The sequence below is a fragment of the Actinoplanes sp. OR16 genome (assembly GCF_004001265.1).
Lineage (GTDB): Bacteria > Actinomycetota > Actinomycetes > Mycobacteriales > Micromonosporaceae > Actinoplanes.
The window spans coordinates 3,684,517-3,710,396 of record NZ_AP019371.1 but is presented as its reverse complement, the minus strand read 5'-3'; the positions used below and the strand labels follow the sequence as shown (position 1 = coordinate 3,710,396).

The window sequence follows — 25,880 nt, the reverse complement described above, 5'->3', positions numbered from 1 at the left end:
GTTGTTCACATAATGAGATGAACGTCCCAAAAATAGAGACAGCGGGTCTAGCTTCGAGGGCATGGCGACGTACACACACGGGCACCACGAGTCGGTCTTGCGCTCACACCGCTGGCGCACCGCAGAGAATTCGGCGGCCTACCTCCTGCCGCATCTTTCCTCCGGAATCTCCCTGCTGGACGTCGGATGCGGTCCCGGCACCATCACTGCCGACCTCGCGACGCGGATCACACCGGGCCGGGTCACCGCGCTGGAGCGCACCGCCGAGGCGCTGGACCTGGCACGGGCCGAGGTGAGCCGGCAGGGCCTGACGAACGTGGACTTCGCGGTCGGTGACGTGCACGCGCTCGACCTGCCCGACGACACGTTCGACGTGGTGCACGCCCACCAGGTGCTGCAGCACGTCGCGGACCCGGTGGCGGCGCTGCGCGAGATGCGCCGGGTCACCCGTCCGGGTGGCGTGGTGGCGGCCCGGGACAGCGACTACGCGGGATTCCACTGGTACCCGCTGATCCCCGAGCTCGACGAGTGGCTGACCCTCTACCAGCGCGTCGCCCGGGGCAACGGCGGTGAGCCGGATGCCGGCCGGCGTCTGCTCGCCTGGGCCCGGGCGGCCGGTTTCACCGACGTCACCGCGACCGTGAGCGCCTGGGGTTTCACGACCGACGAGGATCGCCAGTGGTGGGGTGGCATGTGGGCGGACCGCATCCTGCAGTCGGAGATGGCGAGGACGGCTCGGGAGACGGGCGCCGCGACCGAGGCTGATCTGCGCCGTCTCTCCGACGGCTGGCGGCGGTGGGCGGACGATCCGGACGGCTTCTTCGCGATCCCGCACGGGGAGATCATCTGCCGCGCCTGAGGCGCCTGCCTCCTTTTCACTGCCACCGCGCCGGTACGCCGGAAGCACCGTAGATTCACCTGCACCATGGATTTGACGCACATACTGCTGCTCGTCGTCGCCGGTTTCGCCGCCGGCGGCGTCAACGCGATCGCCGGCGGTGGATCGCTGATCACCTTCCCGACCCTGATCGCCACCGGCCTGCCCTCGGTCGACGCGAACGTCACCAACTCGGTGTCGGTCTTCCCCGGGTACGTCTCGAGCGTCGCCGGCAGCCGCGCCGACCTCACCGGGCAGGGCGACCGGGTCAAGCGCGCCCTGGTGGCGGCGGTGATCGGGTCGGCGGCGGGCTGCGCGCTGCTGTTGCTGACCCCGGCCCGGGCGTTCGAGGTGGTGGTCCCGTTCCTGGTGCTCGGCGCGGCGGCGACGCTGGCGTTCCAGGAACGGCTGCGCGGTCTCGTCGGCCATCCCCGGCAGATGCCGCCGAGGCGGGCCGCGATCACCCTGCAGCTGGTCGTCTTCGTCGGGGCGGTCTACGGCGGCTACTTCGGCGCGGCGCTCGGCGTCATGTACGTCGCCGCGCTCGCGCTGATCCTGGACGAGCCGCTGAAGCGGATCAACGCGCTCAAGAACGTGCTGTCAGCGACGGTCGGTTTCGTCACCCTGCTGGTCTTCGCCGTCTTCGCGGACGTGGAGTGGACCGCCGTCCTGGTGCTCGCCCCGGCCACGGTGGCCGGCGGCTACGCGGGCGCGAAACTGGCCCGGCGACTGCCGGCCCGCGTGCTCCGGTACGTGATCGTCACGTTCGGCACGGCCATCGGCCTGGTGCTGTTTTACCGGGCCTTCCTCGGGTAGTTCGGCCGGAGGCCCGGCGGCGGGGGTGCGGTCCGCCGCCGGGCCGCCGACCGGCCGGAAGCCATCCGGCCGGGAGGAGAGCCATCGGAGATCCGGCCGGCGTGGGCGATGAACTCGTTGCCCTCCGGATCAGCCATCAACCAGTCGTCACCGCTGTCGTTCAGGACCGTCGCGCCCACCGCGAGCAGCGCTCCGGGCCCGTCCTCGGTCAGCCGCACGTGCCATCGGATCCGGTTCGGGGCCCGCTTCGGCTCCTCGGCGCTCTGGAAGACCAGGAACTCCCACGGGAAGCCGGGCATGCCGGTCACCACCGACGCGCCGCCCTCGTCGTGCACCTCGCCACCGAGCAGCCGGCTCCACCAGTGCGCCAGCCGGTTCGGGCACTGGCAGCGGACCACCAGCTCGAACGCCCCGGCCGGGCGACCTTCGACGGGCGGCCACGCGGTGAACTCGTTGCCCTCGGGGTCGGCCAGCACGTACCAGGGGTCGGGACCCGGATAACGGACCACCGAGCCACCCGCTTCCAGGAGATCCTCCGGACCGGCCGGCCGCAGACGGACGCCGAAGTGGACCCGGCCCTTCTCGGAACGTGCTGGCACGCCCTCGGTCACCCGTACGATCGCATCTGGATGATCGCCCAGCGCAACCCGCCAGAAGGCGGTGAGCCGCGCGGCGTCCGCCGCGTCGAGGCTCACTCCCCCGACCGCATGGGTGTTGTGCACACGGCGGCTTACCGGCCTGGGAGCCGATCTAATCCTCGCGAACGCAGATTGACCCGAACGGATGACATCGGCACCCACCGATCATGCCCGGCGGTGAGGGCGGCCGCGGACCCGATCAGATCCGGCGAACGCAGACGTTATCCGATACACGAAATCGGAACGTGCGAGTTGCACATGCGGGGTAATGCGACGGTGCGTGGTTCCCCGCCGATCCCACCGGTTCGGGGCCCGCCGGGGACAGCGTGCGGGACGAGGATGGGCACGTCCGAAGCGTGCTGGAGCAGAGTCCACATCGCTCTTGAGGCTTCGATGTCCGTCGCTGGGGTGGTGTGAGAATGTCGTGCGTTGACGTGCAACTTGCACAACTCATAGTGTCGGTGTCGTGACTGGGGGTGGACCCTTGAGGAAACGGGGCGACCTGGCCACGGGGGAAATGCTGACAAAGCATCCGGGATCGAGGAGCGCTCGATGACTGTCACGATCGGGATCAACGGGCTCGGGCGGATCGGGCGAAGCTTGACCCGGATCGTGGCCGCCATGCCTCAAACCGGCTTGGAGATCGCCGCGGTGAACGACATCGCGTCGACCGAGAAACTGGCCTACGGGCTACGGCGGGACAGCATCCGGGGCGCCTTCCCCGGAACGGTCACCGCCCGGGGCGACTATCTCGTGGTCAATGATCATGCCATTCGCACTTATCATCACGAGCGCCCGGAGCGGATCCCGTGGGCCGAGGAGGGTGTCGACGTCGTCATCGAGGCGACCGGGCGGTTCCGGGCCGGGACCGCGGCACGCTCGCACATCACCCACGGCGGCGCCCGCAAGGTGGTGATCAGCGCGTCAGCCGACGACCCGGACGCGTTCCTGGTCTTCGGCGCCAACCACACCAGCTACGACCCGGCGGTGCACGACGTGGTCTCGCCCGCCTCGTGCGGGGTCAACGCGCTGACCGTGATGGCGAAGGTACTGCTCGACCGGTTCGGCCTGCGGTCCGTGCACACCTCGGTCATGCTCGCCACCCAGGGCTGGCAGCGGGTGCAGGACGCGGTGATCGGCACGTCCCGGGACGACCCGCGGCTCGGCCGGGCCGGCGCGGAGAGCATCATCCCGCACAACTACGTGGTCGGCGATCTCGTACGCGTGGCGCTCCCCGAGATCGGCGAGATGCGCTACAGCTACTACTGCGTGCCGACCCCGATCGGCTCGCTCGCCGAGATCTCCGGGCAGACCGACCGCCCGGTCACCGCCGAGGAGGTCAACCGGGCGATGGCCGAGGCCGCCGCCGGGCCGCTGCGGGGCGTCCTCGCGTACGACCCGGACCCGACCGTCTCCATCGACGTGAAGAACAACCCGGCCTCCTGCCTCTTCGACCCGTCCGGCACGCAGACCACAGCGGACGGCGGCGTGAAGGTGCGCGGCTGGTTCGACAACGAGTGGGGATTCTCGAACCGATTACTCGACATCGCGAAGCTGGTCGGCGAGCGCTTACCCGTCCCGTCGAGCCAGGTGAGCTGGAGCGCGGCCTAGAGGCGGCGGGGCGTCCAAAAGGTCGGTCGAACCGTCAGGCCGACTTGGGGCGGTATGCCCAATGCCAGGACTCGCGGGCCACGTTTTCGACGAAGCCGTAGTCACCTGCGTGTTTGCGCATCCAGGAGAGGGCCTTGGCGTTCAGGTCGAGGTCGGTGGCCATGCCCCAGCCGTGTTCGCTGGTGCCGGGCTTCGCGGCCAGGCCGCCCTGTGAGTACAGGCCCTTGCGGCGGGCCAGGTCGACCTGCTCGGTATAGGGGCGGTACGAGTCCGTGATGCCGATGTTGATGCCTTCGCGCTTGGCGTCCTCGATCATGCGGTTCAGGTTCTCGGCTGCCGGCGCCCAGAGTTTGTGACCGGTTTGGCCCACCCGGCCGAGGGCTTCCTCCGGGATCTTGCCGTTGCCGTACGCGGCCAGATCCTCGGGCACGCCCTTGCTGTTCAGCTTGTAGGCCTTATCGGTCGCCGGGGTGCCGGTCGCCGACGCCATGGCGGACTGCAGCTGGTTGGCGAACGCGGCGCCGCTCGTGGTTCCGGAGCCGGAAGTGGCAGTCCGCTGCTGGGTGGCGGTGGCCTGCTGCGTCTGCATCGCGATCATCCGGCTCTGGATGTCGGCGATGCGCTGGTTCACTCCTTCGATACCCACGCTAGAACCGTTCGGCTCCCGGGCGGAAACCTGAGGCCACCGCCCGGGAAAGCCAGAAAAATCCGATAGAAAAGGGAAATACGAAATCAGGAAGCCAGCTCGATCGTGTGCTGAGTATGCGCCACCTTGGCCTGCAGATACCGGACATTAGCCGACGAAGCGTGCACCCCCGTAGCCCGAACCGACCGCACCGAGATGCCAAGGTCCCGCAACTGCTGCGATTTGTCCGGATTGTTGGTCAGCAGATCGATCTCGTCAGCGCCGAGCGTGGCGAGCATCTGCGCGGCAGCCGTGTAGTCCCGCTCGTCATCGGCGTGCCCGAGCGCCCGGTTCGCCTCGTACGTGTCCATGCCGAGGTCCTGAAGCGCGTACGCGTCGAGCTTCGCGTAGAGCCCGATGCCCCGCCCTTCCTGGCGAAGGTAGAGGAGGTAGCCGCCGGTGGTGGCGATCCGCTCGACGGCTTCGCGCAGCTGCGGTCCGCAGTCGCAGCGCTGCGAGCCGAAGACGTCGCCGGTCATGCACTCCGAGTGCATCCGGACCAGCGGGACATCCCCGGCGGTCACGGAGCCGAGCGCGAGCGCCAGGTGCTCCTTGCCGTCGGCGAGGCCGGTGAAGGTGATCACCTCGGCCGTGGTGCTGTAGCCGTCGGCGAACTCGAGCGGAACGGTGACGCGCGTACGAACCGGCATGCTTTCTCCCCTGCACTTGATACTTCAAGTCAAGTACGGATCGACCGTGCCCCGCGGTTCATGAGGGCGTGGAGGGAGCATTTCCGAGACTGAGCTCGGAGGTGGCGTTCTTCCGGTTCGGCAGGATGTTGGTGATCAGGACGACGAGGCAGCCGATCGTCGCGTAGAGCGCCAGGACCAGCAGGTGGCTGCCGATCGCGGCGTCCGGGAAGTAGAGGTTGTCGCGGACCGCCTGCACGCCGGCGCCGGTCGGCAGATTCTCGCCGAGCCGGCGTCCGAAGGTGGGCAGGAACTCCGGCAGGATGCTGGCGCCGGAGATCACCGTGCCGATCGTGAAGTAGAAGATGCCGACGAGCGCGCCGGCCGGTCCGATCAGGGCGACCGCGCCGGCCGTGGAGCCGGTGATCGCCAGCGAGATCAGCGAGAAGATCAGCATCATCTCCACGGCGTTCGCGCCCTCGCCGACGTTGAACCAGCTCATCGACCAGAGCACGGCGGCAGCGGAACCGATCGCGTACAGGATCAGCAGGGAGAGGTGCAGGACGCCGCGCTTCCATGATCGGCGGGCTTTCGGAATGAGCCGGCCCAGGCCCATCGAGGCGATCGAGCCGCCCAGCGACAGTGCCTGGGTGAGGAAGCCGAGCGAGACGCCGTTCACGTCGTCGGCGGGCAGCGGGACGACATCGGTGACTGCCGGCGGCGTGATCAGGGCCTCTGCCTGCGCCACGGTCACCCCGCCCGAGGCGGCGATCGTGGACAGCTTCGTGGCGGTCTGCTGCTGCATCACGCTGGTGTACGTGGCTTTCAGCAGGGTGGCCGCGGCGGCCCCGGCGGCGCTCGCCACGTAGAGCATGGGGGCGTCCCCGGTGAGGTCGACTCCGCCGTACACCTCCCGCTCCTTGATCGCCGTGGTGAGCGCGGCGACCGAGCCGAAGTCCTCGACCTCGAACTTGCCCTCGGCTTCGAGCATGGTCCGGACCTGCTCGGCCTGCTCCCCGGCGGCGACCATGCCGACCGGCAGGTGGTGGGGCGCCGCCCGGTGTCCCATGCCCAGGTAGTACGCGGTGAGGAGGAGCTGGACGAGCATCCCGATCACGCAGACCGCGAGCGCGAAGCGGCGGAAACTGGTCACCGTCCGAGCCTTGCAGCTCGGGAAGGCGAAGGAGGGTGAATCAGGCCAGATCGGACGGATTCGTGTTCGCCCCGCAGAGCAGCACCGCCACCTTCTCCCCGGGCGCGGGCCGGTAGGCGCCGGAGAGCAGTGCGGCCTGAGCCGCCGCGGTGCCGTGCTCGACGACGATCCGGTAGTCGTCCCAGAGCCGGCGGCGGGCTTCGACGATCGCGTCGTCGGAGACCAGCACCGAGCCGATCTCCGCGGACCGGGCCAGCTCGAACGCGATGTCGCCGACGCGCCGCGCTCCCAGCGAGTCGGCGGCCACTCCGGAGACCGGCACGTCGATCGGCGCGCCCGCCTCCAGGGCCGCGTTCAGAGCGCGGGAGGTCCGAGGTTCAACGGCGATTATTCGTACGCGGGACCGCAGCGCCGCGATGACCCCACCGATCAAGCCCCCGCCGCCCACCGCGACCAGGACCGTGTCGAGCTCCGGCAGTTCAGCGAGCAGTTCGAGGCCGATCGTGCCGTTCCCGGCGACCATGTCCGGGTCGTCGTAGGCGTGACAGAACAGCGCGTCCGTCCGGGACAGCGCCGCCGCGTAGGCCTCGGCGTACTCGTTCCCGGTCTGGACGACCCGCGCGCCGAGCTTGCCGAGCTTCGCCACCTTGACCGCCGGCGCCGTCACCGGCACGAACACCTCTGCCGGGACACCCAGCTCCCGTGCCGCGTAGGCGGCCGCCAGCCCGGCGTTGCCCCCGGAGGCCGCCACCACGCCGGCGTCGGTGAGTTCGCCGCGTTCGGCCCCGGCGAGGATCTGGTTGACCATGCCGCGGGTCTTGAACGAGCCGGCGTGCTGCAGGTATTCGAGCTTGAACCAGCGGTCCGGTCCGGCCGCGACCACCGGCGTGCGCCGGACCCGCCCCTCGATCCGCCGAGCCGCCGCGTGCACATCGTCAAGATCAATCACACTGACCAGCCTAGGACCTTCAGCTCGGTGCCGGCGGTCCCAGCCCGGCGGCAGGCACGAGACGCGAAGACTCCCCAGGCCCCGGAAAGCCGAGCCCCGGCCGACCGACCACAGGCGGCGAGCGCACACACCGCGGTCCCGTGTCCGCTCACCGCCCCCATGACGGCGGCCGACGCACGCAGAGCCCCAGCGCGTCCGCCCACCGCCCCGGGGAAGCCTGACCTCGTCAGATCTCGGGAACGTGCCCCACGCGGGTGGCGCTGACGTCGCGACACGTAGCATTGCGGGGCGACGGACGAGTCGGCTGGGCGGTCGCGTCGGTGCCTGCACAGGTGCCGCCGAGGAACGTCCGGACTCCGCAGAGCAGGGTGGTTGTTAACGGCAACCCGGGGTGACCCGCGGGAAAGTGCCACAGAAAACAGACCGCCGGCACACGCTTGAAGCGTGGCGCCGGTAAGGGTGAAACGGTGAGGTAAGAGCTCACCAGCACCCCGGGTGACCGGGGTGGCTCGGTAAACCCCACCCGGAGCAAGGCCAAGCAAGGCCGCTGCCGCAAGGCGACGGCCGGCGCAGGCGTTCGAGGGCTGCTCGCCCGAGCCTGCGGGTAGGCTGCTCGAGCCTGCCGGCAACGGCAGGCCTAGATGGATGGCCGCCACCGGGGCCCAGGCCCCGGCCACAGAATCCGGCGTACAGGCCGACTCGTCCGCCGCCTCCGAACGCCGCACCCTCAGGAGGCTCGGTGGGCGCCGATCTCCTCGGTGTACATGACGCGGGTCTGGTTCAGCATCTGGTCCAGCTCGGCCTGGTCGGAGCGGGCCCGGGCGCGCTCCGCCGCCTTTGCCGCCCGGGCTCGGGCCGCCTCCTCGGCGGCGCGGGCTGATTTGGCCGCGGCCATCTGGTTGGCTTTGCGGGTGGCCGCCGCCTTCGCCGCCCGGGCCTTCGCCACTTCGGGGTCGAGGCGGCGGTTGGGGCGCATGTCGGCGGTCGCTTCGACTTCGCGGGCCTCGATCGCGGCGAAGTCGGGGCGGATCTTGGCGGCTACCCATTCGACGCCGGCTACCAGGCCCACGACCAGGGCGAAGATGACGCGGAGGCCGAGTGGGCCGGGAGCGGCGAAGTTGACTGCCGCGGAGATGATGACGACCACGGCGAGGATCTTCATGGCTGCCCGTTTGGCGTCCAGGGCCATGCCGGTGGTCTGGCTGACGGTCAGCATGGAGAGCATCGCCAGGTCGAAGACGGCCGGGACGATCCAGGCGAACATGCCGGCGCCGAGGGAAATTAGGAAGTGGGCCTGGTGCAGATAGCTGGCCGCCAGCGCGCCGATCAGGATCAGGTTGTTGGCCCGCTTGATGGTGCGGATGGCCCTGAGCATGCCGGGGACGGCGCCCTTCGCATACTCCTCGGCGAACTGCTGCGTCAGGGTCATCATCGGTAACGCGACCACCTCGGGGGAGACAAAGGCGACTCTTGGGACAGACGCTACCGGAAGAGACGCGAGCGAAGCTCCGATTCAGGAAGTGAGGGGCCGACCCGAGGGCCGGCCCCGGAGAATCACGTCGACGACGCCGTGCCGACCGTCGTCTCGTCACGGTGCTTCTCGATGCGCGGATCACCCTCGTCGGCCAGATAGTCGTCGGGTGCCGTGTGATCCGTACCCTCCTGGACCTTGGAAGCTCGCAGGATCACCGTCACCAGAGCCGCCACCAGCAGGTTGACGATCACCGCCACGAACCCGACGTAGATCGTCCGCGACGTGTCGAAGCCGAACTCCGACAGCGGGAACGCCGAGCCGCCGAAGTGCGCCCGGCCGGTCGCGGCGTTCGGGATCTGCCAGAGCATCCAGAAGCCGAGGCCCATGCCGGCCGCCCAGCCGGCCACCAGAGCGCCGCGGTGCAGCCAGCGGGTGTAGAGGCCGATCACCACGGCCGGGGCGGTCTGCAGGATGATCACGCCGCCGATGAGCTGGAGGTCGATGGAGAACTGCGGGTCGAGGAAGACGATGCAGGCCACCGCGCCGATCTTCACGACCAGCGAGGTGATCTTCGCGACCGACGCCTCCTGAGCGTGAGTGGCGTCCTTGCGCAGGTACTCCTTGTAGATGTTGCGGGTGAAGAGGTTCGCCGCGGCGATCGACATGATCGCGGCGGGGACCAGCGCGCCGATCCCGATCGCGGCGAAGGCGATGCCGGCGAACCAGGACGGGAACTGCTGGTCGAAGAGGAGCGGCACGACCGTGTTGCTGTCCGCGCTGCCGGGCTTGGCGCCGGGCAGCGGCTTGACCCCGGCCGCGATCGCCATGTAGCCGAGCAGCGCGATCAGGCCGAGCAGGAAGCTGTACGCCGGCAGCGCCGACATGTTCCGCTTGATCACATCCCGGTTCTTGCTGGCCAGCACGCCAGTGATGCTGTGCGGGTAGAGGAACAGCGCGAGCGCCGAGCCGAGCGCCAGGGTGATGTACTGCAGCTGATTGTTGGCGTTGAGCAGGATCCCGTCGTTCGGCGCCGGTGACGCCTGGAACTTCGCGTCCGCGGCGTCGAAGATCGCACCCCAGCCACCGAGCTTGTACGGCAACCAGAGCACCGCCACCAGGATGACGATGTAGATCAGCGTGTCCTTGACGAACGCGATCAGCGCGGGCGCCCGCAGGCCGGACTGGTAGGTGTACGCCGCCAGGATCGCGAACGCGATGATGATCGGCAGATGCCGGGCGATCGGGCTGTCCCCGGTGACGCCCATGGTCTTGAGGACCGCCTCGATGCCGATCAACTGCAAGGCGATGTACGGCATCGTCGCCACGATCCCGGTGATCGCGATGACCAGGGCGAGCGTCGGCGAGTCGAACCTGCTGCGTACGAAATCGGCTGGGGTGACGAAGCCGTGGCGGTGCGAGACCGACCAGAGCCGGATCAGGATCAGGAAGAACAGCGGGTAGATGATGATCGTGTAGGGCACCGCGAAGAACCCGGCCGCCCCGGCTCCGAAGATCAGCGCGGGTACGGCGACGAACGTGTACGCCGTGTAGAGGTCGCCGCCGACGAGGAACCAGGTGACCCACCCGCCGAAGCTGCGCCCGCCCAGGCCCCACTCGTCGAGGTGAGCCATGTCCTTCGGCGCCCGCCACCGTGACGCCACGAATCCCATTCCGCTGACCAGCAGGAACAGGGTCGTGAAGATGACGATCTCGGTGATGTGATCGCTCATCGCCGACTCCTCTTGGTCATCTGGTAGACCAGGGTCGTCGTGCCGACGCCGACGAGGATGAAGGCGAACTGCAGCCAGTAGAACATCGGGAAGCCGGCGAACCGCGGCTCGTCGTGGTTGTAGAGGAACGTCAGCAGCGGCACCACGATCGGGATGATCAGCAGCCAGTTCCAGGGACTTTTATCGGTACGGGGACGGTCCATGAGCTTCTCCCGTCGACGGTGATTTCAGTCACGTTAACGAGACATCGGTCGATCGGGCGATCCCCTATGCGCCGAAAGATAGCGGGGGTGCGCCGAACGGCGCACCCCCGCTAAGAAACCGATCACAGTGCCGCAGTGATGGCCTTCGTGAGTGAGGCCTTCGCGTCGTCACCGTCGAGCGACCACATCATCGCTCCACCGAGACCCTTGGCCCGGATGTAGAGCGACTTCTGCAGGAGCACGGCCGGGTCGTCGTACGTCCAGAAGGTCGTCCCGTCGAAGAGCCAGGCGTGCCCGTTCCGCAGATCCCGGTGAACGGTGAAACCGGGCAGGTTCTTCAGCGTCTTCCAGTCCTCGGTCCCACCGCCGAAGACGCTGGGAGCGGGCCCGGTGGCCGGCTGGAACAGGCCGTCCCCGCCACCGCTGACCCCGGTCCAGCCCTGGCCGTAGTAGGGCACGCCGAGCACCAGCTTCTTCTTCGGCGCACCACCGGCGAGCCACGCGTTGATCGTGTTCTCGACCGAGAAGTCCGGGTTGTCGGGAGCACCGGCGGGCACCCGCAGCGCGGACTGCTGGTTCGTGGTCGCCTCCCACGTGCCGTGGAAGTCGTAGCCCTGCACGGTTCCGAAGTCGAGGTACTTGAAGATCTTGGAGACCTCGAAGCCCGCGTCGATCTTGGCAGGAGCCGCGGGGATGAAGGCGGTCAGATCATATTTCGTACGCTTGGCCCGGCCGAGTTTGTCCAGTTGCGACCGGAACTCGGCCAGCAGCAGAGTGAAGTTCTGCTTGTCCTCGGGCCGGATGACGTTGCCGACGTTGCCCGCCGACCCCGGCCACTCCCAGTCCAGGTCGATGCCGTCGAAGATACCGGCGGCGGCACCCGGCGCGAGCCCCGGCAGATTCCCCTTGATCCAGAGGTCGATGCACGAGCTGACCAGCTTCTTCCGGGACGCGTCGGTCAGGACCGCGTCGGAGAAGTGCGCCGATCCGGTCCAGCCGCCGAGCGAGATCAGCGGCCGCAGCCCGGGATTCTTCTTCTTGAGCTCGGCGAGCTGGTTGAGGTTGCCGGCGATCGGCTGGCCCGCGACGTCGGCGACGCCGTCCACGCTGTTCTCCGCGGAGAACGTCGTCTGCCAGTCCGCCCATGGGTCCGCCGAGGCGCAGACGCCGTCCGCGGTGACCGGGCCGAACGCGTAGTTGATATGGGTCAGCCGCGCCGCCGCTCCGGACTGCTGGACGTCGGCGAGCTGGAAGTCACGGCCGTAGATCCCCCACTGCGTGAAGTAGGCGACCGCGACGTGCTTTTTCGAGGATCCGTGAGCCTGTGCAGGGGACGGTGCCGCTGCCACGACGGACGCGGCGGCGGCCGCCACGGCCACGAGGCGACGGGATAAACCGCGCATGAGCCCTCCAGGGCGAAACGTTGAAGAAAGTTTCCTAATTGAGGAAGCTAAACGTCCGCCCTGGCAGGGTCAATATCTATCTATCGAAGATGAGCGGTCTCGTTGACGGTTCGCACCGCTATGTTCCCGTCCGGCCAGACGTCCATCGTGGACACCCCGGCCGCGTCGAGGAAGAGGCGGTGCAGGAAGGCGTCGCCCGCCGCGAGCGCGTCCCGCAGGATCAATTTGATCGGTGAGACATGGGAGACGATCACAACAGCCTTTCCCGGGTACGCCCGGAGCACCGTCGCCATGGCCGCCCGCACACGCTTGGCCACCGCCTGGAAGGACTCCCCACCCGGCGGCGCCACACTCGTCGACGCCAGCCACGCCGACATCTCCGCAGGCCAGCGCTCCTGCACCTCGGCGAAGGTCTTGCCCTCCCAGTCACCGAAGTCGCACTCGATCAGGTCGTCCATCACGGTGACCGGCACGCCACCGGCCTCCGCGGCGATCAACTCGGCGGTCCGCACGCACCGGGCCAGCGGCGAGCACAGCACCGCCTCCACATCCCGGAAGATCCCGGCGACCCGGCCGGCCGCCGCCATCGCCTGCGCCTCGCCCTCGTCGGTGAGCGGCACGTCGCCGCGACCCGAGTAGCGGCCCTGCGCCGTGAACGGGGTGGCGCCGTGCCGGACCAGGGCGATCCGGGTGGCGTTCTCCAGAGCGGGCGGCGCCCACGACTTCGGCGCCGCGGCGGCCGGGGTCACGACCTCCCGCTCGACCCGGTCCCGGGGCGTCTTGCCGGCCGCCTCGTCCATGGCCCGGTTCGCGAGGGCGTCCGCCTCCTTGTTGCGCTCCCGCGGAATCCAGTCGAACGTCACCTCGTCGAACCTGCCGACCAGGGTGGCGGCCTCGGCAGCGAGCGGCCGCAGACCCGCGTTCTTGATCTGCCAGCGGCCGGACATCTGCTCGATGACGAGCTTCGAGTCCATCCGTACGTCGACCCGCGTGGCGTTCAGCTCGGCGGCGGCGCGCAGGCCGGCGATCAGGCCGGAGTACTCCGCGACGTTGTTCGTGGTCACGCCCGCCGAGTCGTACCGCTCCAGCAGCACCTCGCCGGTGGCCGCCTCCTTGACCACGGCGCCGAACCCGGCCGGCCCCGGATTGCCCCGGGATCCGCCGTCGGCCTCGACGATGACGTGCAGGCTCACAGACCGGACTCCGACGTACGCACCATGATCCGCCGGCATTCCTCGCAGCGGACCACCTCGTCAGCCGGTGCGGTCTTCACCCTGTTCAGGTCCGCGCCGTACAGCTCGATCCGGCAGCCGCCGCAGCGCCCGGCCCGGAACAGCGCCGCGCCCAGCCCGCTCTCCGTGCGGATCTTGTCGTAGAGGGTGACCAGATCGGCCGGGAGGTCAGCGGAGAGCGGCACCCGCGCCGCCGTCTTGAACTCCTGCTCCTTGGTGATCTCGTCGTACGCCTCGTCACGCTTGCGCTCGGCCTCGGACCGCCGGGTCACCGCCGCCGAGATCCGGCCCTGCACCTCGGCGAGCTTGGCCTCCGCCGTCTCCTTCTGCTCCATCAGCTCGAGCTCGGCGTCCTCCAGCTCGGACTGCCGCCGGTTCAGCGAGGTCAGCTCGTGCTGCAGGCCTTCCATCTCCCGGAGCGAGCCACCGCCGTCGAGGCGCTTCTGGTCCTTGTCCTTGCGGAGCCGGACCTGCTCGATGTCCTTCTCCAGCCGGCTGATGTCCCGGTCCAGGTCGTCGACGACGACCTGGGCGCGGACCCGCTCGTCCTCCAGCGCGGAGATCTCCCGCGCCACGGCGTCGATCTCGGCGAGCTCGGGCAGGGACTTGCGGCGGTGCGCGAGCTGGGCCAGGGCGGTGTCGATGCCCTGCAGGTCGAGCAGGCGACGCTGGGCTTCCGGGGCGGCCTTCACGAGTGGTTCTCCTTCTCCTCGAAAGCGGAATGAATGGTCCAGGGGTCGGTGTCGAGGTCGGACACCACCACATCGATGCCGTGATCGGCGCGCAGCCAGGATGCGACGTCGTCCAGCCAGGGGCGTTCGCTCGCCCAGTGTGCGACGTCGAGAAGCGCCGGACCACCACTCGCGAGATGCTCGCTGACCGGATGGTGACGCAGGTCGGCGCAGAGGTACGCGTCGGCGCCCGAACGGGCCGCGACGGACAGGAACGAGTCGCCGGCGCCACCGCAGACCGCGACCGTGCTGATCACCTGCGAGGGGTCGCCCGCGGCGCGCACCCCGGCGGCGGTGGCCGGGAGCCGGTCGGCAGCGAGACGGGTGAGCGCGGCGAGCGTCAGCGGCTCCGGAAGCTCGCCGATGCGGCCCAGGCCCCGCCCCTCGCCCGCGGCCGTGCCCTCGGCGGGCACGAGCGGGCGCAGGGCGGTCAGGCCGAGGCGCGCGGCGAGCGCGTCGGAGACGCCGGGGTTCGCCACATCGGCATTCGTGTGCGCGGTGTACAGCGCCACGTCGGCCTTGATCATCCGGTGGATGATCCGGCCCTTGTACGTGTCGGGCGCGATCGACGACACCGGCTTGAGCAGCAGCGGGTGGTGCGCCACGACCAGGTCGGCGCCGACGGCGAGAGCCTGGTCGACGGTCTCCGGCACGCAGTCGACGACGCAGAGGACGCGCGAGACCGCGTGGTCGAGATCGCCGAGCACCAGCCCCACTCGATCCCAGGATTCAGCCCAGTCTCGTGGGTAACGCGCGTCGAGCGCTTCAACCAAGGTGCGGACGGTCACGACCGCCAACTCTATATGGCTAGGAAACCGCCCCAGGCTCGACTCTGCTGCTGCCCGCCCCGACCGGACTCACCGCTTGGAGAGCACGCCGCCAGGGGAACTGCCCGCGGAATCGATCGGTCTGCCCCGGGCCGCCCAGCCGGCAGACGTCCTCGCCGTAGAGCACGTGCACGCCCCAGTCCCGCAGCTTCGCGAGGCTCTCGTGCATGGCCGGATGCAGGGCCATGATCTTGTTGGTGTACGGGACCACGACGGTCGGCACACCGTAGCCGTACCCCTCGACCAGAAGGCCCAGCACCAGGGTGTCGGTGATCCCGGCGGCCCACTTGTTGACGGTGTTGACCGTGGCCGGCGCGACGATCATCGCGTCCGGCTGCGGCAGCACGTCGGGGTCGCCGGGACTCTTGTAGTCGGAGCGGACCGGGTGCCCGGTCTGCGCCTGCAGGGCCGCCACGTCCACGAACTTGCGGCCGTCCGGGGTCGTCACCACGCAGACCTCCCAGCCCTCGTTCTGAGCGAGGGTGACGAGGATCCCGACGTCCCGGGCCATCGGTGAACCGCACACGAGCACGTACAGCACACCGGGTGAGGGGTTACCGGTCATCACGGCCTATCGCACCTCATACGCCGACTCCCATCTGTTCTGCCAGCTCCGCTATCGGAGCCGGTGGCGTGCCACGGGTACGCCGGAGCACGTCGGAAAGCACTTCGTGGGCAAGCGGACGGCAGCGGATCTCGGATGGGGCCAGCCGGTCGCCCTCGAGCAGCATCTCGCCGGCTCTCTCCACATCGCCGATCTGCGTGTAGCCCCGAGCGATGTCCAGGTAGTGATGGGCGCGCCGCTCCGGGAGCATGGCGTTGAACCCTTCCTTGTCCATCCGCTCGTGCGTGTCGACCGCCAACCGGCCGTCCCCGAGCTCGACCGCTGTCGCGCAGCGGTGCAGCTGCACGTTGGTCGGCCCGAAGCTGGTCCAGTAGTGGTTGAAGTCGCCACCCAGCTCGAGCGCCGCCTGGTCGGCGCCGCTGAGCAGGTCGCGCACGGTCGCGGCGTCGCCGATCCGGGAGGCCGACATCGCGCCGTTGAGCAGCAGCATCCCGTAAACCGAGAGCTGCTCCCCGCGGGGCCGCTCGGGCCCGGGGGCCAGGCGGTTCGCGATGTTGACGTTCACCTCGAGCGACGGCCGCACCCGGCCGAGCGCGAGCAGGGCGCTTCCCACCCGGTAGCTGGCCAGCCCGGCGAGCAGCTGGTCGCCGGCCCGCTGGGAGACCGCGATCGAGCGGTCCGCGGCGAGCCAGGAGAGCTCGTGCTCCCCCACCTTGCGAAGCGCTGAGCTGGCGATCTGGTACACCTGCCCGAGCAGGTGCGCAGCCGCCGGCGCCTCGTCGCTGTTCGCATGCGCGCTGTCCGCTGCCTGCGCGTCACGCAGCAGCTTCGGCAGCGCCCGGGCCAGCACGCCGTACTTCGCGTGCTGGTACGTCAGCCACGCGTGGCTGACCGCTTTGCGCATCTCCGCCAGCGGCGGTGAATGTGGCACCGCCTGGAAGAAAGCACTCATCTGGTCATATCGCTCCAGAGCAGCACGAATCTCCTCGACCTCTACCTGGTCGATGCAGTTCTGCGTCTCCGGTTTGCGCTCCACCTCCTTGCCCAGCAGTAGCTGGACATCGACCTGGAGCACGTCCGCGATGTCGTACACGACCGAGAACTTGTCGAGCCGGCGGACTCCCCGCTCCACCTTGTCGACCCAGCTCTTGGATTTGCCCAGCCGGTCGGCAAAGACCTGCTGGGACATCTTTCGTCGGCCACGCCAATAGGCGACGCGGCGGCCGATCGGCAGCTCGTCCACGGTGCCTCCCCCACTCACCCGGCGGCCCATCCGCCGGTGAGCCATCCGGTGTCACTCGCAGTGTGGACCGCTCACGTGTGCACAGATCGCACAGCGTGTGTGATCGCCTGCTCACCGATGCTCGTAGTTTTCGATGCAACTTGCAAAGGGTGGATCTGACCGGCCCAACGACGTTCATCGTCGTCGGATACGGCCGTCCCACCCGCGACAACGGCCAGAATCCCGGATCCGGGGGGCATCGAGCTATGCAGTGGACCAGCCGTCAGCCGTTCGTCCCACCAGCGCTCCTCGATCGTCTCGACCGCGTGCGCCTCCGCCGCGCCGCGCTGCGATACGCGGCGCACGGCTGGGACGTGACACCCGGCGCGTACCTCGCCGGGGATCGATTCCACTGCGGCCGCCCCGGTTGCCCGATCACCGGGTGCCACCCGGCGCTCGACTCCTGGGCCGAATCCGCCACCGGCGATCCGGTCCGGATCGCCGGCTGGTGGCGCCGCCGGGCGCACACCGTCCTGCTGCCCACCGGAGTGGGCTTCGACGTGCTCGAAGTGCCGGCCGTCCTGGGCCGCGAGGTATCCACCTCGGGACCCGTCGCGGTCACCGGCGCCGGTCGATGGATGTTCTTCGTGAGCCCCGGCCGTCCGCTCCGCCCCGAACTGGAACGCCGGCTCGACGTGCTCCGGCACGGACGTGGCTCGTGGATCCCCGCGCCGCCGAACCGCCTGCCCGACGGACCGGTCCGCTGGACCGTCCCGCCCGAACAGGCCGGATGGCGACTGCCGGACTCCGAACGGGTACAGGCTCAGCTCGCCGAGGCGGCCGGGACCGGCCTCGCTCGCACGCACCCACTCGTGCCACGGCAACTGTCCACATCGCGCCGCGCGGCCTGACCGTCGTCGCCGGAAGCGGACGGTTCGGCGGGCGCAGGCATGTGGACACATGTCATTCGACAAGGTAATACTTCACGGCCTGTGGCGCGAGTCACTCTTTGGAGTGACCCGCGCCCGGTCCTGTCGCGGGACGGTCAGACGGCGAGGTCGCGGTAGGCGGCGATCACTGCCTCGGTGCGGTCGGCCAATTCCGGTCCGCTCTCGGCGGCGGCCGGGGTTCCGGTGACCCGGGCGAGCGTGCGTTCGGCGTACCGGGCAGTCGCGGCGACCTGGCGCTCGCGCAGAAAGCTCTCGCCCGCGCGGGCAGCCGTCTCGATGCTCGCGAGAATGCGGTCGGCTGCCGCGCCGGTCTCCCGCCACAGCGCGTCGGCCCGCTCGGCCTGCTCGATCACCGCGGCTCGCGCCGGGCTGTCCACCGGGATGTCCGCCACCTCGACGCCGCTCAGGTCGGCGCGCAGGCGGCGCAGCTCCTGACGGCGGCCGAGCACGGTGGCGAGCTCGTCCAGGGCGCGGGTCAGCGAACGGTCGGCCAGGACCGGATCGACCATGCCCGCGAGCGCCGGCCAGGTGGCCCGCACACGACGCGAGGAGGCGAGCGCGCCGTCGAAGGCGGTCCGCTCGGCAGCGGTCCAGAGCACCCGCGCCCGCTCCGCCTGAGGCAGCGCCTCGTCGCGCGGCACGGCGAAGGCGGCGATCTGCGCGGCTCGGGCCTGCCGGCGCCACACGTAGCCGACCAGCCCGGCACTTCCGGCGGCGGCCAGCCACCAGCTGAACCCGAAGGCGGCGGCGACAGCGCTGACGAACAGCAGCGGCAGCGCGACCCGGGCCGCGAAGACCACCCGCTGCTCCAAGGTCCGCCCGCTCGGCGCGCACGGCGAGGTCTCCACCAGCGTCCCGACGCGGGTCCGGCGGATGCGACCGCTGCGGCTCCTCAGCGGGTACGCCGAAACAACCGTCTTCTCGGAGTCCACGCCGACGTGCAATTCCATGCCCACGGCTCGTCCTCCGCCTGATCACCGATGTCCGGGTGGGCCCCGACCGCCAAGGGGAAACCGGCCGAGACCCACCCGCCCGCGGTCTCTTCCCGCAGGTACCAGAGGAATCGGTGCCGGGCCGGCGGCCATGAGACGAGAATCGGTGCACACCGGTTGCCGTTGTGTTCGCGGGGTGTCCGGGGGCTCGGCCCTGCGGAGAAGGCATGACGCGAGGCCTAGGTCTGCGCGTCCCGCAGACAGACTCCGCCGTCTCGTGTGGGCGCGGTAGGTTTCGAACCTACGACCCCTCGCTTGTAAGGCGAGTGCTCTCCCACTGAGCTACGCGCCCGGCTGTGAAACCGGAGTGGTCATCCTAACCTGAGTGCCGCCAGGGCTGCCCGCCAGGCGTCCTGGTCGCGTTCCTCACCGGGACCGTTCATCTCGGCGAAGCGGATCATGCCGGAGGCGTCGACCAGGAAGGTGCCTCGGTTCGCGAAGCCTCTGGCCTCGTCGAAGACGCCGTAGGAGCGGGCGACCTCACCGTGCGGCCAGAAGTCGGCGAGCAGCGGGAACGTGAAGCCCTCCTGCTCGGCCCAGACCTTATGGCTGTAGACCGAGTCCACGCTGACGGTGAGCACCTGGACGTCGTCGTTCGCGTACGCCCCCAGGTTCTCCTGCACCTCGGTGAGCTCGCCGTGGCAGCGACGAGAGAACGCCAGGGGGTAGAAGACGACCAGGACCGCCTTGCGCCCGCGGAAGCCGGCGAGCCGGACCTCCTGATTGTTCTGGTCCTTCAGGACGAAGTCCGGCGCGAGCCGGCCCACCTCGATCGGCATGGTGCCCAGCCTAATCAGGGCCGGCGCCGCCACGGACGCCGACCTATCGCGAGGTGGAACAGCGAGCTACTTCTTCTTGGCGCCCCGCGGAGAGACGAGGCGTGCGCCCGTCCAGTCCTTGCCGGCGTTCACCGTCGACGTCTGCTGCAGACCGGCAGTCGGAGCCGACTCGCTGATCTCGCTCGGTTCGACGTGGCCGTCACGGCCCGCCTTCGGGGTCAGCAGCCACACCACGCCGTTGTCGGCGAGAGGGCCGAGAGCATCGGTGAGTAGCTCGAAAAGGTCACCGTCGCCGTCGCGGTACCACAGCAGCACCGCGTCGACCACCTCATCGGTGTCCTCGTCGACCAAATCTCCGACGCGTTCGGTCAGGGCATCACGGAGATCCTCGTCGACGTCCTCGTCGTAACCCATCTCCATGACCACCATGCTCGGCTCGAAGCCGAACCGGTCCGCCAGGCTGCGTACGCCGTCGGCCTGACCCGCGGTCGCGCTCACTGTCCAAATCCTCCTAGCCGTGAGAAGCCCCCAAAACCTTTGGGGTAGTCCACACACTCTGGGCTCCATGCGCAAGTGGCGCACCGAGTGTGTGGCAATTTACCGCGCCAGCAGGGTGTGGGCACCCTGTGTGATGGCATCCTCTCCCACCAGGACCTGCTGAGCAGCGGGACCGAGTGGAACAGGGGCGTCGGCGGCGGCGACCCGGCGAACGGATCCGACGAAAGCCCCGTCCACCAGAGCGGCGAGGACGCCCTCGCCGACCCCGCCGGAGCGGCGCGTCTCGTCGACGATCAACACCCGGCCGGTCGCCGAGGCCTCGCGCACCAGGTCAGCGAGGGGTAACGGGTTCAGCCAGCGAAGATCCACCACTCGGGAACCGTACCCGTCGGCGGCGAGCTGGGCGGCGACACGGAGCGACATTCGCACTCCGTTGCCGTACGTCACGATGGTCAGATCCTGTGCCGTGCCCAGTCCGTAGATGCGCGCCCGGCCGATCGGGACGTGCTCACCGGACCACGCCGAGGGCTCCTGATAGGGCGACAGCCACTCGCTGTCGCCTTGTTGATAGAGGTCCCTCGTCTGGTAGAGCGCCACCGGTTCGAGGAAGACGCTGACCGTCCCGTCGACCGCCGCCGCGGCCAGGCAGGAACGCAGCATCGGCGCGGCGTCGGAGGCCCGGGACGGCACCGCCACCACGATCCCCGGCACGTCGCGCAGCGCGGCGAGCGAGTTGTCGTTCGCCAGGTGCCCGCCGAGCCCGAGCGGCTGAGCCAGGCCGGGCACGCGCAGCACCATCGGGTTCCTGTACGACCCCGAGGAGAGCAGCGACATGCCGGCCGCCTCCACCCGCAGCTGCTCGGCCGCGGTGTGCAGGGCGGCCAGTCCGGTGATCTCCGGCACAGGTATCAGGCCGGCGGTGCCGGCGCCCAGGGCCAGCCCGAGGACCGCCGTCGCGTCCGGCGGGGTGTCCAGCACCCGGTCGCCGCCCTGCTCACGCAGCCCGGTGGTGACGCCGTGCGGGCCGCCCGCGACGACGCCCGGGCCCAGCACGATCACCGACGGGTCGGCCACCAGCGCGTCGGTGAGCGTCGCGCTGATCGCCTGGGCCAGGGTCATCGGACCGGCCTGCTCGGGCAGCCGGCCGCCGAAGGCCTCGGCACGGGCGGTGGCGCCCGGCCCGGCGGCCCGGTCGGCGATCTCGGTCACGGCGTGCGAGACGCGCAGCGGGCGGCGCGGTGCCAGCGGCGCCACGACCTCGCCGACCGAGGCCAGCTTGGGCTCACCGAGCACCTCCTCGGCGGCCTTGCGGACCTGCCAGCCCACCTCGTCGTACCGGGTGATCACGTCGTCCGGGCCGAGCAACCCGGCCTCGACCAGCAGCCGGGCGGTGCCGACCAGCGGGTCGCGGGAGAGGTCGGGACCGGTCTCCGGCTCGCCGGCCTGGCCGAGCAGGTGGACGGCGGAGAGGCGGAGCACCGCGGGCCGCCGCTCGGCGCGCACGAACTCGGCGGCCTCGACGGCCGCGGCGTGGACGGCGGCCAGGTCGTACCCGTCGGCGAACGCGTAGCGCACCCCGGGCCGGCCGCGCAGCAGCGTCGCGACCCAGTTCTCCTCGCCGGTCGCGTCGGCGCTGTTGTCCGCACAGATCAGCAGCAGCGGCGCGGGCCGCCCCTCGGCCCCGGCCCGGCCGGCCATCTCGAACGCGGCGGCAGCGGCCGGGCTGCTCGCGGCGGCGTCGCCGAAGGAGGCCACCACGATGGCGTCCTCCGGCCAGGGCGCCGACCCGGCCCGGGACAGCGCCCGCGCCAGTCCGGCCGCCCTCGGCAGGTGCCCGCCGGGTGTGGAGATCGCCGGGAGCAGATGCAGGTCGGGATTGCCGAGGATCTTGTCGCGGCCACCGGCGCCCGGGTCGCGGACCGAGGCGACGACGCCGCGCAGCACGTCCCGGGCGGCCTCCTCCAGCAGACGCGACGGATCGCCGCCGGCCGCGCCGGCACGGTCGGCCGCCCGTACGCAATAAAAGGCCGCGGATCGCTGATGCAGGAGCGCCGGGTCGTCGCCGCGCACGGCGGCGGCGACCGCGGCGTCGCCCTCGTGCCCGGCCGAACCGGTGGTGGCGAAACCTTCGTTGAAACTGCGCAGCCATCGGGCAGCGAGGTCGAGGTGGCGGGCGGTCAGCTGGGCGTCGAAGAGTTCCCGGGTGCGGGCGCCGGTCAGGGTGCTGCCCTCGCGGATCGGATCGCCGGCGTCGCGCCGGTCCTCCGGTGGTCGCAGGGCCGAGACCGCATCGCGGAACCGCTCGTCGAGGTTTTGCGGGGTGGTCACGCGATTCAGCATTCCCGAATGCCGGTGACCCTGCCAATGGACAACGGCCGATCAAGCGTGTCGATCTCTGCGTGCGTGCCCTCGGGACGGTGGTGTACTCAGGACATGATCATGAGGTGGGCCACCGCGCGGCTGGCGCTGTGCCTGTGCTGGCTGACCGGGACCGGCGGGCTGTTCCTGCTGCTCGATCTATATACATAGACCATGCGCAGCGAAACGATCACGGTACGGACCGGCAGCACCCCGGTGGTGCACGACATCACCCGCGAGGCCGAGCGGTTCGTCGCCGCCGAGCAGGACGGCCTGCTGCACGTCTTCGTCCCGCACGCCACCGCGGGCCTGGCGATCATCGAGACCGGGGCGGGTTCGGACGACGATCTGCTCACCGCGATCGACGACCTGCTGCCGGCCGAGGACAAGTGGCAGCACCGGCACGGCTCCCGCGGCCACGGGCGGGACCACGTGCTGCCCGCCTGGATCCCGCCGTACGCCACCCTGCCGGTCATCGGCGGCCGGATCGCGCTCGGCACCTGGCAGTCGATCTGCCTGGTCGATCCGAACGGCGACAACCCGATCCGCCAGGTGCGTTTCTCCTTCCTGCCCGGCTGAGTTGTGCACCCCGGACGGTGGCGGAAACCATCCGAGCGCTCACACTGATCACCGAAAAGTTACTGGTCAGTAAACGTGTCGCACATCGCTGACACGTCGGGTAGGCGTGACGAGGCCCACCGAAAGGGGGCAGGATGGAGTTCCTGACCGAGCGAATCGCCACCTAGGTCGCCCGGTGTAAACGACACTCAACCAAGAGGATTGCCTGTGGCCACGGAGCGCAAGCGCCCGGTGATCAGCGATGGCCTGCCGAGCCAGCTTCCCGACATCGACCCCGAAGAAACCAACGAGTGGGTCGAGTCGCTCAACGGAGTCATCGACGAACGCGGCGCCAAGAGAGCCCGTTATGTGATGTTGCGCCTGCTGGAGCGGGCCCGGGAGCGACAGGTCGGCGTTCCGCCACTGACGAGCACCGACTACATCAACACCATCCCGCCGGAGCGCGAGCCCTGGTTCCCCGGTGACGAGTTCGTCGAGCGGCGCATCCGGGCGTACATCCGGTGGAACGCCGCGATGCTGGTGCACCGCGCGCAGCGCCCGGAGATCGGCGTCGGCGGTCACATCTCGTCGTACGCGTCGTCGGCCAGCCTCTACGAGGTCGGCATGAACCACTTCTTCCGTGGCAAGGACCACCCGGGCGGTGGCGACCAGATCTTCTTCCAGGGTCACGCCTCCCCCGGTATGTACGCGCGTGCCTACCTCGAGGGCCGGCTCACCACCCACCAGCTCGACGGGTTCCGGCAGGAGCTGTCGCACCCGGGTGGCGGTCTCCCGTCGTACCCGCACCCGCGCCTGCTGCCGAACTTCTGGGAGTTCCCGACCGTCAGCATGGGCCTCGGCCCGATGAACGCGATCTACCAGGCGCGCTACAACCGCTACCTGCAGAACCGCGGCATCAAGGACACCAGCCAGCAGCACGTCTGGGCGTTCCTCGGCGACGGCGAGATGGACGAGGTCGAGTCGCTCGGCGCGATCGGCCTGGCCGCCCGCGAGGAGCTCGACAACCTCACCTTCGTGGTGAACTGCAACCTGCAGCGCCTGGACGGCCCGGTCCGCGGCAACGGCAAGGTCATCCAGGAGCTTGAATCGTTCTTCCGCGGCGCCGGCTGGAACGTCATCAAGGTCGTCTGGGGCCGCGAGTGGGACACCCTGCTCGCCGCCGACACCGACGGCGCCCTGGTCAACCTGATGAACGCCACGCCGGACGGCGACTACCAGACCTACAAGGGCGAGTCCGGGGCGTACGTGCGCGAGCACTTCTTCGGCCGTGACCCGCGCACCCGCAAGCTCGTCGAGGGCATGACCGACGACGAGATCTGGAACCTCAAGCGGGGCGGCCACGACTACCGCAAGCTCTACGCGGCGTACAAGGCGGCCACCGAGCACACCGGCCAGCCGACCGTGATCCTCGCCAAGACGATCAAGGGCTGGACGCTGGGCTCGCACTTCGAGGCGCGCAACGCGACGCACCAGATGAAGAAGCTGACCCTGGACGACCTCAAGGGCTTCCGGGACCGGCTCTACCTGGACATCAGCGACAAGCAGCTCGAGGAGAACCCGTACCTCCCGCCGTACTACCACCCCGGCGAGAAGTCCGACGAGTTCGACTACATGATGCAGCGCCGGCGTGACCTGGGCGGATCCGTCCCGAGCCGGCGTACCAAGTCCAAGGTCCTGCAGATACCGGACTCCAAGGCGTTCGGCGACGTCAAGCGGGGCAGCGGCAAGCAGAAGGTCGCCACCACGATGGCCTTCGTCCGCCTGCTCAAGGACCTCATGAAGGACAAGGAGTTCGGCGCCCGGTGGGTGCCGATCATCCCGGACGAGGCCCGCACGTTCGGCATGGACTCGCTCTTCCCGACCAAGAAGATCTACTCGCCGCACGGCCAGACCTACACCTCCGTGGACCGGGAGCTGTTCCTGTCCTACAAGGAGGCGACGAACGGCCAGATCCTGCACGAGGGCATCAACGAGGCCGGCTCGACCGCGAGCTTCATCGCCGCCGGCACGTCGTACGCGACGCACGACGAGCCGATGATCCCGCTCTACATCTTCTACTCGATGTTCGGCTTCCAGCGGACCGCCGACGAGCTCTGGGCGGCCGCCGACCAGATGACCCGCGGCTTCCTGCTGGGCGCCACCGCCGGGCGGACCACGCTCAACGGTGAGGGCCTGCAGCACGAGGACGGGCACTCGCTGCTGATCGCGGCGACCAACCCGGCCGTGGTGGCGTACGACCCGGCGTTCGCGTACGAGATCGCGCACATCATGGAGAACGGCCTGCACCGCATGTACGGCGAGAAGCAGGAGAACATCTTCTACTACCTGACGATCTACAACGAGCCGGCGGTACAGCCCGCCGAGCCCGCGGACGTCGACGTGGAAGGCCTGCTCAAGGGCATCTACCGGTACGCCGAGGGCCCGGCGACCGACGGCCCGAAGGCGCAGCTGCTCGCCTCCGGCACCGGCATGCGCTGGGCGCTCAAGGCCCAGGAGCTGCTCGCTCAGGACTGGGGTGTGAGCGCCGACGTCTGGTCGGTCACCTCCTGGACCGAGCTGCGCCGGGACGCCATCGAGGCCGAGGAGCACAACCTGCTCCACGCCGGCGACGAGCCGCGCAAGCCGTTCATCCAGCAGAAGCTGGAGAACACCGAGGGCCCGTCGGTCGCGGTCAGCGACTGGATGCGCGCGGTCCCCGACCTGATCAGCCGCTGGGTTCCGAACGGGTACACCTCGCTCGGCACCGACGGCTTCGGCATGAGCGACACCCGGCACGCCCTGCGCCGCCACTTCCACGTGGACGGCGAGTCGGTGGCCGTCGCCACGCTGCGCGAGCTCGCGCTGCGCGGCAAGGTGGCGAAGCACGTGCCGGCCGAGGCCGCCCGCAAGTACGCCATCGACGACGTCAACGCCGCGCCGGTGGGCGAGACCGGCGGCGACAGCTGAGAAAGGGCGGCCCGTCGCGAATGCGGCGGGCCG

The 25,880-nt window shown here is 69.7% G+C and carries 24 protein-coding genes, 1 tRNA gene and 1 other RNA gene; 7 read left to right on the top strand and 19 right to left on the bottom strand.

What is annotated here, in order from left to right:
* The first annotated feature begins 61 nt into the window (after positions 1-61).
* Both EP757_RS17275 and EP757_RS17270 read left to right on the top strand, forming a co-directional pair.
* Positions 62-859, top strand: coding sequence for a class I SAM-dependent methyltransferase (locus tag EP757_RS17275; protein WP_127547294.1), 798 nt, complete (start codon positions 62-64; stop codon positions 857-859).
* A gap of 66 nt (positions 860-925) precedes the next feature.
* Positions 926-1,693, top strand: coding sequence for a sulfite exporter TauE/SafE family protein (locus tag EP757_RS17270; RefSeq protein ID WP_127547292.1), 768 nt, complete (start codon positions 926-928; stop codon positions 1,691-1,693).
* Here the strand turns inward: EP757_RS17270 and EP757_RS17265 are convergent.
* A complete protein-coding gene (locus EP757_RS17265) occupies positions 1,672-2,388 on the bottom strand; it encodes a VOC family protein (RefSeq protein ID WP_127547290.1) in 717 nt (238 codons plus the stop codon). The two genes, EP757_RS17270 and EP757_RS17265, sit on opposite strands and share 22 nt — an antisense overlap.
* A gap of 495 nt (positions 2,389-2,883) precedes the next feature.
* Here EP757_RS17265 and EP757_RS17260 point away from each other — a divergent pair, with 495 nt between their 5' ends.
* On the top strand, positions 2,884-3,942 hold the full coding sequence (locus EP757_RS17260) for a type I glyceraldehyde-3-phosphate dehydrogenase (protein ID WP_127547288.1): 1,059 nt from the start codon (positions 2,884-2,886) through the stop codon (positions 3,940-3,942).
* Between the two features lie 34 nt (positions 3,943-3,976).
* Here EP757_RS17260 and EP757_RS17255 read toward each other — a convergent pair whose 3' ends face one another.
* From EP757_RS17255 to EP757_RS17240, 4 genes are all read right to left on the bottom strand, one after another.
* Entirely contained in the window at positions 3,977-4,588 is a 612-nt protein-coding gene (locus EP757_RS17255) for a D-alanyl-D-alanine carboxypeptidase family protein (protein ID WP_127547286.1), read from the bottom strand.
* Between the two features lie 86 nt (positions 4,589-4,674).
* Positions 4,675-5,277, bottom strand: coding sequence for a GTP cyclohydrolase II (ribA, locus tag EP757_RS17250; protein ID WP_127547284.1), 603 nt, complete (start codon positions 5,275-5,277; stop codon positions 4,675-4,677).
* 58 nt (positions 5,278-5,335) lie between these two features.
* On the bottom strand, positions 5,336-6,409 hold the full coding sequence (locus EP757_RS17245) for a hypothetical protein (RefSeq protein ID WP_127547282.1): 1,074 nt from the start codon (positions 6,407-6,409) through the stop codon (positions 5,336-5,338).
* Between the two features lie 40 nt (positions 6,410-6,449).
* Complete coding sequence (locus EP757_RS17240) at positions 6,450-7,358, bottom strand: serine/threonine dehydratase (RefSeq protein ID WP_127547280.1); 909 nt, start codon at positions 7,356-7,358, stop codon at positions 6,450-6,452.
* Between the two features lie 296 nt (positions 7,359-7,654).
* Between EP757_RS17240 and rnpB the strand changes: the two genes are divergently transcribed.
* Positions 7,655-8,064: RNase P RNA component class A (gene rnpB, locus EP757_RS17235), an RNA gene on the top strand.
* Between the two features lie 21 nt (positions 8,065-8,085).
* Here rnpB and EP757_RS17230 read toward each other — a convergent pair.
* From EP757_RS17230 to EP757_RS17190, 9 genes are all read right to left on the bottom strand, one after another.
* The gene (locus EP757_RS17230; RefSeq protein ID WP_127547278.1) at positions 8,086-8,790 is read right to left on the bottom strand and encodes a DUF2637 domain-containing protein; all 705 of its coding nucleotides are present in this window, start codon (positions 8,788-8,790) and stop codon (positions 8,086-8,088) included.
* A gap of 122 nt (positions 8,791-8,912) precedes the next feature.
* A complete protein-coding gene (gene mctP / locus EP757_RS17225) occupies positions 8,913-10,562 on the bottom strand; it encodes a monocarboxylate uptake permease MctP (RefSeq protein ID WP_127547276.1) in 1,650 nt (549 codons plus the stop codon).
* Positions 10,559-10,765: a DUF3311 domain-containing protein gene (locus EP757_RS17220; RefSeq protein WP_127547274.1), complete on the bottom strand. Its 207-nt coding sequence runs from the start codon at positions 10,763-10,765 to the stop codon at positions 10,559-10,561. The genes mctP and EP757_RS17220 overlap by 4 nt, the downstream gene beginning before the upstream one ends.
* Before the next feature lie 122 nt (positions 10,766-10,887).
* Positions 10,888-12,168 carry a glycoside hydrolase family 18 protein gene (locus EP757_RS17215; RefSeq protein WP_127547272.1) on the bottom strand — a complete coding sequence of 427 codons (1,281 nt, stop codon included), beginning with the start codon at positions 12,166-12,168 and terminating at the stop codon, positions 10,888-10,890.
* Positions 12,169-12,248: 80 nt separating this feature from the next.
* Complete coding sequence (locus tag EP757_RS17210; RefSeq protein WP_127547270.1) at positions 12,249-13,400, bottom strand: bifunctional RNase H/acid phosphatase; 1,152 nt, start codon at positions 13,398-13,400, stop codon at positions 12,249-12,251.
* Complete coding sequence (locus tag EP757_RS17205) at positions 13,358-14,092, bottom strand: zinc ribbon domain-containing protein (protein ID WP_127547268.1); 735 nt, start codon at positions 14,090-14,092, stop codon at positions 13,358-13,360. Before EP757_RS17205 ends, EP757_RS17210 begins: the two co-directional genes overlap by 43 nt.
* Entirely contained in the window at positions 14,089-14,919 is an 831-nt protein-coding gene (locus EP757_RS17200; RefSeq protein WP_370457830.1) for a Nif3-like dinuclear metal center hexameric protein, read from the bottom strand. The genes EP757_RS17205 and EP757_RS17200 overlap by 4 nt, the downstream gene beginning before the upstream one ends.
* 19 nt (positions 14,920-14,938) lie before the next feature.
* The gene (locus EP757_RS17195) at positions 14,939-15,523 is read right to left on the bottom strand and encodes a flavoprotein (protein WP_127547266.1); all 585 of its coding nucleotides are present in this window, start codon (positions 15,521-15,523) and stop codon (positions 14,939-14,941) included.
* A gap of 16 nt (positions 15,524-15,539) precedes the next feature.
* Positions 15,540-16,766, bottom strand: coding sequence for a helix-turn-helix domain-containing protein (locus EP757_RS17190; RefSeq protein WP_127547264.1), 1,227 nt, complete (start codon positions 16,764-16,766; stop codon positions 15,540-15,542).
* Between the two features lie 245 nt (positions 16,767-17,011).
* On the opposite strand from EP757_RS17190, the gene EP757_RS17185 reads away from it, so the two are divergent.
* Positions 17,012-17,656, top strand: a complete 645-nt coding sequence (locus EP757_RS17185) for a bifunctional DNA primase/polymerase (protein ID WP_127547262.1) — start codon at positions 17,012-17,014, stop codon at positions 17,654-17,656.
* 134 nt (positions 17,657-17,790) lie between these two features.
* Here the strand turns inward: EP757_RS17185 and EP757_RS17180 are convergent, their stop codons facing one another.
* From EP757_RS17180 to EP757_RS17160, 5 genes are all read right to left on the bottom strand, one after another.
* Positions 17,791-18,645, bottom strand: a complete 855-nt coding sequence (locus EP757_RS17180) for a hypothetical protein (RefSeq protein WP_127547260.1) — start codon at positions 18,643-18,645, stop codon at positions 17,791-17,793.
* A 262-nt stretch (positions 18,646-18,907) separates the two neighbouring features.
* Positions 18,908-18,979 (bottom strand) — tRNA-Val (locus tag EP757_RS17175).
* Positions 18,980-18,998: 19 nt separating this feature from the next.
* Positions 18,999-19,466 carry a peroxiredoxin gene (locus tag EP757_RS17170; protein ID WP_127547258.1) on the bottom strand — a complete coding sequence of 156 codons (468 nt, stop codon included), beginning with the start codon at positions 19,464-19,466 and terminating at the stop codon, positions 18,999-19,001.
* 66 nt (positions 19,467-19,532) lie between these two features.
* Positions 19,533-19,964, bottom strand: coding sequence for a DUF3052 domain-containing protein (locus tag EP757_RS17165; RefSeq protein ID WP_127547256.1), 432 nt, complete (start codon positions 19,962-19,964; stop codon positions 19,533-19,535).
* A 99-nt stretch (positions 19,965-20,063) separates the two neighbouring features.
* A complete protein-coding gene (locus EP757_RS17160) occupies positions 20,064-22,304 on the bottom strand; it encodes a transketolase C-terminal domain-containing protein (protein ID WP_127547254.1) in 2,241 nt (746 codons plus the stop codon).
* Between the two features lie 192 nt (positions 22,305-22,496).
* Here EP757_RS17160 and EP757_RS17155 point away from each other — a divergent pair, with 192 nt between their 5' ends.
* Both EP757_RS17155 and aceE read left to right on the top strand, forming a co-directional pair.
* Complete coding sequence (locus EP757_RS17155; protein ID WP_127547252.1) at positions 22,497-22,901, top strand: YjbQ family protein; 405 nt, start codon at positions 22,497-22,499, stop codon at positions 22,899-22,901.
* Positions 22,902-23,108: 207 nt separating this feature from the next.
* A complete protein-coding gene (gene aceE / locus EP757_RS17150; protein WP_127547250.1) occupies positions 23,109-25,847 on the top strand; it encodes a pyruvate dehydrogenase (acetyl-transferring), homodimeric type in 2,739 nt (912 codons plus the stop codon).
* Positions 25,848-25,880 lie beyond the last annotated feature (33 nt).

Coding starts and splice junctions, on each gene's coding strand:
- EP757_RS17215 (WP_127547272.1), bottom strand. CDS start 12,168: ATGCGCGGTTTATCCCGTCGCCTCGTGGCCGTGGCGGCCGCCGCCGCG.
- EP757_RS17275 (WP_127547294.1), top strand. CDS start 62: ATGGCGACGTACACACACGGGCACCACGAGTCGGTCTTGCGCTCACAC.
- ribA (WP_127547284.1), bottom strand. CDS start 5,277: ATGCCGGTTCGTACGCGCGTCACCGTTCCGCTCGAGTTCGCCGACGGC.
- EP757_RS17270 (WP_127547292.1), top strand. CDS start 926: ATGGATTTGACGCACATACTGCTGCTCGTCGTCGCCGGTTTCGCCGCC.
- mctP (WP_127547276.1), bottom strand. CDS start 10,562: ATGAGCGATCACATCACCGAGATCGTCATCTTCACGACCCTGTTCCTG.
- EP757_RS17180 (WP_127547260.1), bottom strand. CDS start 18,645: ATGGAATTGCACGTCGGCGTGGACTCCGAGAAGACGGTTGTTTCGGCG.
- EP757_RS17170 (WP_127547258.1), bottom strand. CDS start 19,466: ATGCCGATCGAGGTGGGCCGGCTCGCGCCGGACTTCGTCCTGAAGGAC.
- EP757_RS17220 (WP_127547274.1), bottom strand. CDS start 10,765: ATGGACCGTCCCCGTACCGATAAAAGTCCCTGGAACTGGCTGCTGATC.
- EP757_RS17185 (WP_127547262.1), top strand. CDS start 17,012: ATGCAGTGGACCAGCCGTCAGCCGTTCGTCCCACCAGCGCTCCTCGAT.
- EP757_RS17230 (WP_127547278.1), bottom strand. CDS start 8,790: ATGATGACCCTGACGCAGCAGTTCGCCGAGGAGTATGCGAAGGGCGCC.
- EP757_RS17160 (WP_127547254.1), bottom strand. CDS start 22,304: ATGCTGAATCGCGTGACCACCCCGCAAAACCTCGACGAGCGGTTCCGC.
- EP757_RS17260 (WP_127547288.1), top strand. CDS start 2,884: ATGACTGTCACGATCGGGATCAACGGGCTCGGGCGGATCGGGCGAAGC.
- EP757_RS17195 (WP_127547266.1), bottom strand. CDS start 15,523: ATGACCGGTAACCCCTCACCCGGTGTGCTGTACGTGCTCGTGTGCGGT.
- EP757_RS17155 (WP_127547252.1), top strand. CDS start 22,497: ATGCGCAGCGAAACGATCACGGTACGGACCGGCAGCACCCCGGTGGTG.
- EP757_RS17210 (WP_127547270.1), bottom strand. CDS start 13,400: ATGCCGGCGGATCATGGTGCGTACGTCGGAGTCCGGTCTGTGAGCCTG.